This window comes from Photobacterium chitinilyticum (assembly GCF_004104355.1).
In the GTDB taxonomy this organism is placed as follows: domain Bacteria; phylum Pseudomonadota; class Gammaproteobacteria; order Enterobacterales; family Vibrionaceae; genus Photobacterium; species Photobacterium chitinilyticum.
In genome coordinates, this window is the sequence record NZ_RJLM01000033.1 from 1 (window position 1) to 5,206 (window position 5,206).

At 41.4% G+C, this 5,206-nt stretch carries 5 protein-coding genes; 1 reads left to right on the top strand and 4 read right to left on the bottom strand.

The window, feature by feature from the left end:
• Positions 1 to 251: 251 nt before the first annotated feature.
• From EDI28_RS25340 to EDI28_RS25360, 4 genes are all read right to left on the bottom strand, one after another.
• Entirely contained in the window at positions 252 to 593 is a 342-nt protein-coding gene (locus tag EDI28_RS25340) for a hypothetical protein (protein WP_128786631.1), read from the bottom strand.
• Between the two features lie 12 nt (positions 594 to 605).
• Positions 606 to 1,082 (bottom strand): type VI secretion system amidase effector protein Tae4, encoded by a 477-nt coding sequence (locus EDI28_RS25345; RefSeq protein WP_128786632.1) that lies wholly within the window; start codon positions 1,080 to 1,082, stop codon positions 606 to 608.
• Positions 1,083 to 2,578: 1,496 nt separating this feature from the next.
• Entirely contained in the window at positions 2,579 to 3,196 is a 618-nt protein-coding gene (locus tag EDI28_RS25350) for a hypothetical protein (RefSeq protein WP_128786633.1), read from the bottom strand.
• Positions 3,197 to 4,038: 842 nt separating this feature from the next.
• On the bottom strand, positions 4,039 to 4,512 hold the full coding sequence (locus tag EDI28_RS25360; RefSeq protein WP_128786635.1) for an ASCH domain-containing protein: 474 nt from the start codon (positions 4,510 to 4,512) through the stop codon (positions 4,039 to 4,041).
• Positions 4,513 to 4,992: 480 nt separating this feature from the next.
• On the opposite strand from EDI28_RS25360, the gene EDI28_RS27410 reads away from it, so the two are divergent.
• On the top strand, positions 4,993 to 5,206 hold a 214-nt coding region (locus EDI28_RS27410), incomplete at its 3' end, for a hypothetical protein (RefSeq protein ID WP_233353511.1).

Here is a 5,206-nt window from a genome sequence, read left to right on the forward strand (position 1 = left end):
GCCAGACTTCAAGGCAGCAAATATAACAACAACCTGCTTATCTTCGGACTTACAGGCAGCCTTTCGGCAAACAAATGGCCAGAGAAATCGTGGAAATAAGCGATGAACTATCTACCATTGAAAATCTTGGCTCTAGGTGCATAACGCCAGCAATAAGGTGCGCCACGATAAACTCACCAAGCGCACTGTACTCCATACCAAAACTGCCGAGTGTAACACGTCACCCTTGATTGCCTTGTTACGCCTGCCGATCAAATACAGTCAGATTCATTTTTTCCTGGAGTTTTAAGGCAATTAGCAATCTGAACAATTTCATGAGCTGATTTACCATCTAGTTTATAAAATGAGACTTCAGACTCTGTTGCTAACCATTGTAAAGAAATATTGAATTTTTCCTTATGACTAGTTTCTAGAGACAAATCTACTTCTTTTATATTTGTAAGATCACCATCATCTGATACTTCAATAAGAACACCATTTGATGGTAAGTCATTAATGAGCATTTCAGACGTCGGTGATTCATGCTCAGGCAGGCATCCAAACAAAGTAGATGATAGCAATACCAATAGTAAAGTGGACCTTACTTTGTGCATACGAATTTATCCTCAGGAAACAGGCCAAAACCAAACAGTTGACTTGGAATAATGCCTCCCACCTCTCATTGCAAATTCAATCCATGAACTATACCTAGTTAATCTGCTGCCATTCCATAAGTCGATATGATCACCTTGATTATTAGGTCCATAATAATCTTTAAAGAAAATTATTCCTTTTTTCCCCTTTATCATAGAAAAACCCTCACTGGCTTCAAACTCTATGACTTGCTTAAATGGTGACGATGGGCCTTTTAACCAATTTGCTAACTCTTCAGCTCTCAGAATATGTCCAGGTTTATGACCATGCCAACATCTGACACCTCGAAAACCTTTCGTACTAATCCCTGCCCCTTCGAGTGCGACTCCAAGCCTAATTGCACATTGATTTTCAAATGCTTTTTCACCAGATTCGTTAGTACAAGGAAAATCATCAAAGAAATTTTCAACTGATGGGTGAGCTTCCCATATCATCCCAAATTTCGACATTCTATTACCCCCTTCTTTATCGCCCGGTATAAACTAATTTACGTAAGCAATATAAATCCGGAGGAAGTATTTATATATAAAATCAGATTTGGTGACACAATAAACCGGAAGTAACTTCCAGTTTTCTAAGAACTAGTTACAAACTGCAATTTGAAATGCGAAGAGATACCAAGGCGTAACGCCCACAATAAGGTGTGCCACGCTGAACCAACCAAGCGCACCGAACTTCATACCAAAAATGCCGAGTGTAAGGCATCACCTTGATTGTATTGTTATGCGTGCATTTACAAACACTTAGCTTGCTTGGCAAAGAAATGAGGACAAACAGCAAGCTCACAACTTGAAGCAACAAATGCCCTCAAAGCAATCACTAGTCTCGCTCTCAAACCTCGAAAACCAGAGGCTAGAGTTGCCTTGAATTTTATAACTTCTGAACAAGAACACACATCTCGAACTAAATTATCGATGATGTTAAAAGCGAATTTCAAATTCAATGAAACGAGCTATTTACCGCGTGTTGGCAGCAAAGGAACTGGTACGATTCAGGCTCAAAACTCACTTAGGCAACCCACAAATTTATCATCAATTATGCCTGGTATGTTCAAGGATTGATTACGACAAGACTGAGTTGCCGTTTCACCATACCAATTGGTTGAAGAAACAGAGGCTCATTCAACGCGAAACTAACACCCGACGCGAAAGTATCTGTTTTAAAAACATAAAACACGCATAACGTCTGGGATAAGGTGCGCCACGACGAACCAACCAAGCCCACTGAACTCCATACCAAAAATGCCGAGTGTAATGCGTCACCTTGATACCTTTGTTATGGCGAGATCAAAGTAACCTACTCAACTTCCATGCACGCTACCGCTACAGGGTTTCCTGCTTTAGAGATGAACATCATAATCAACAACCTAAACATATACATGATTCGTGTCATTTCTTTATGATTTATATAACAAAATTAGGAGTTACTTGAGAAAGGATGGCTCTTTACTAAACATTTTGAACCTGTGCTTCATGGAGAAAACAGCGACTGTAAAACGACAATCGAGTGTGCTGCGGACTGGAACCAATGGTGCCTATTTTCATTGCAAACACCCAACACCATAACAGGATTGGAAAACTACTGCTTGCTAGCTGCTAAGCCTCGACCCGATGTAAATGAAGGGAATCAACACAAGTGCAAGAGCCAATTGGACAAGTGGAAAGAAGCCACCTCAGGACGACAAGCGGGCGTGTTGCGTACAGTGCCTACAAATGCCGATTTTCTTTGAAAACATCCAGCACCATAACAGAGCTGGAAAACTACAATATACTAGCGACTAAGAACGACCCACCGGCAAGTAATACGGCAGCCACGTTGCCTGTACTCACTTACGCCATAACGCCTGCAATAAGGTGTGCCCCACTGAACCTGCAAAGCGCACCAAACTCCATACCAAAACCGCCTAGTGTAACGCATCACCTTAATTGCTTTGTTAAATGCTTTACTATACAAGTACATATTTTGTTTTTTTACCTGAAAGTGAATCGTTGGCAATATCGACTAAACCCGCCCAAGATGATTTTGTACAACTTTTAAGAAACTCTTTAGTATGTAATTGAGGCCAAGAATAACAGGCTGCTGCAATGTAACATCTTGACGTAATTACTTGACCTTCACACTGATCATATTTAACGACCCCATCAAGAACCATTTTGATATCCTGTTCACACGGGATAAATCCTGAGTATAAAATTGCTGAACACGCACCAGAGAGAAGAAGCTCATTTGAGCTATCGAGCAAACTGATTAGAAAGTTAACTCTATTGTTTGCAACGTCTGCCAACAAGCATATAGAAAAGCCTAGATCTCGATAAAGTACAGTAGCCTCAAAATCTTGTTTTACTAACTCTTTGAGGTAAGGTACAGAACTTGTAGTGCCTGTAATACCGATAGCTCTAATGACAAGTGATAATACTCGCCATGATTTCGGCTTAGAAATCAAAAATTCCAACGCAGATAATAGAGCTTCCTCATAACTTTCAAGTCTTTCTTTAGTTATTTTAGAAACTGCTCTCTTAATTTGCGGGACAGATTTCGACTGTAGATCTTGCTCAATTTTCATAACCTCTGCCCCTAATTTTAATTGGACACTACAAATAGCATTTAACGCCTGGGATAAGGTGCGCCACGGTTAACTCGCCAAACCCACTGTACTCCGAACCAAAACCGCCGAGTCAAACGCGTCACCTTGATACCTTTGTTATGGCGAGATCAAAGTAACCGACTAAACTTCCATGCACGCTACCGCCGAACAGGATCATTTGCCTGCCATATGATTCAGGCATCATACATCACTGAGTAAACAGGAAGTTGAGGGATCGCAGTTTTTGTGATTAATTTCAGTTAGCTATAACTAAAACCTAAGCCTTTTGATGGGGATTTGAGCAGGATTTATTCGGAGAAGAACGGACTACTCTCTTCTATCAGTGTGAATCGGTGATTAAGGAAGAAAGGTAGTGAGTACTAAACGACAATCGAGCGTGCTGCGGACTGGAACCAACGATGCCTATTTTCATTGCAAACATCCAGCGCCATAACAGGATTGGAAAACTACTGCTTGCTAGCTGCTAAGCCTCGACCCAATGTAAGTGAAAGAAGGGCAAAAACAAGTGCAGATACTATTGGTTTGGTAGAAACAGCCACCTCAAAACGACAATCGGGCGTATTGCGTACAGAGCCTACAATGTCTATTTTCATTGAGGACATCCAGAACCATAACAGGGCTGGAAAACTTCGGTTATCTAGCGACTAAGAACGACCCGGCGAGCAATAAAATGATCACCACGTTCCTTGTACTCACCAACGCCATAACGCCTGCAATAAGGTGCCCCACACTGAACCAGCAAAGCGCACCGAACTCCATACCAAAACCGCCGAGTGTAACGGGTCACCTTGATTGCCTTGTTATATTGCTGATTGATGAACCACATGAAATTGCTCTAAAACAAGCATCATATCTTCACTTGGTTCGATATTAAGTTCTACACATTCTTGAGCAAAGAAATCCCAGTGAGCTTTTCGCCACCATTCAAGTGAACGATCGCCTTCACCTTCCAGATACGCAAACTCCGCTGAAACATCGGAATACTTACACTCTTCAACTGAGTCAATTTCAACAATACAAATTGGCTTACCATTCCAATCAGTAACAACCTGTAAGTGGCCAATTGTAGGCATTGGTTCATCATCTGATTCGTACCAATATTTAAGGCTACAGGTCGCTGTTTTTTGACCAATACGAATTAATTCAGCACACAAATTGGCATTAAGTTCATCCGCACAAAAGTAGTCAGCACTATATGATTGATACCTCTCACGTTCAGAATCACTTAATGATTCAAGGTATTGATTTAGATAAATTTTAGCTTGTTCTTCCATGATACTCACTTAACTATTCTTGCAATATAACGCCTGGGATAAGGTGCGCTACGACCAACTCACCAAACCCACTGAACTCCGAACCAAAACCGCCGAGTCAAACGCGTCACCTTGATACCTTTGTTATGGCGCGCTCCAAGTTACCGACTCAACATCCATGCACGCTACCGCTACAGGGTTTCCAGCTTGATACCAGAACATCATAAGCAACAACCTAAACATATACATGATTCGTGTCATTTCTTTATGATTTATATGACAAAATTTTGAGTTACTTGAGAAAGAATGGCTCTTTACTAAACATTTTGAATCTGTGCTTCATGGAGAAAACAGCAACTGCAAAACGACAATCGAGCGTGCTGCGGACTGGAACCAACAATGGTTATTTTCATTGTAAACATCCAACACCATAACAGGATTTGAAAACTACGGCTTTCTAGCTGCTAAGCCTCGACCCAACGTTAGTGAAGGAAGGGTCAGATGAATGCAGAAGCCAATTGGTTCAGTGAAAACGGCCATCTCATAACGACAATCGGACGTGTTGCGTACAATGCCTACAAATGTCTATTTTCTTTGAAAGCATCCAGCACCATAACAAAGCAGGAAAACTTCAATATGCTAGCGACTAAGAACGACCCGAGTAGCAAGAAAACGATCGCCACGTTGCCTGTACGCCCCTGCGCCATAACGCCTG

Bases quoted from the DNA above. Each gene is read 5' to 3' on its own strand.
- EDI28_RS25340 (WP_128786631.1), bottom strand. From the start codon at position 593: ATGCACAAAGTAAGGTCCACTTTACTATTGGTATTGCTATCATCTACT.
- EDI28_RS25345 (WP_128786632.1), bottom strand. From the start codon at position 1,082: ATGTCGAAATTTGGGATGATATGGGAAGCTCACCCATCAGTTGAAAAT.
- EDI28_RS25350 (WP_128786633.1), bottom strand. From the start codon at position 3,196: ATGAAAATTGAGCAAGATCTACAGTCGAAATCTGTCCCGCAAATTAAG.
- EDI28_RS25360 (WP_128786635.1), bottom strand. From the start codon at position 4,512: ATGGAAGAACAAGCTAAAATTTATCTAAATCAATACCTTGAATCATTA.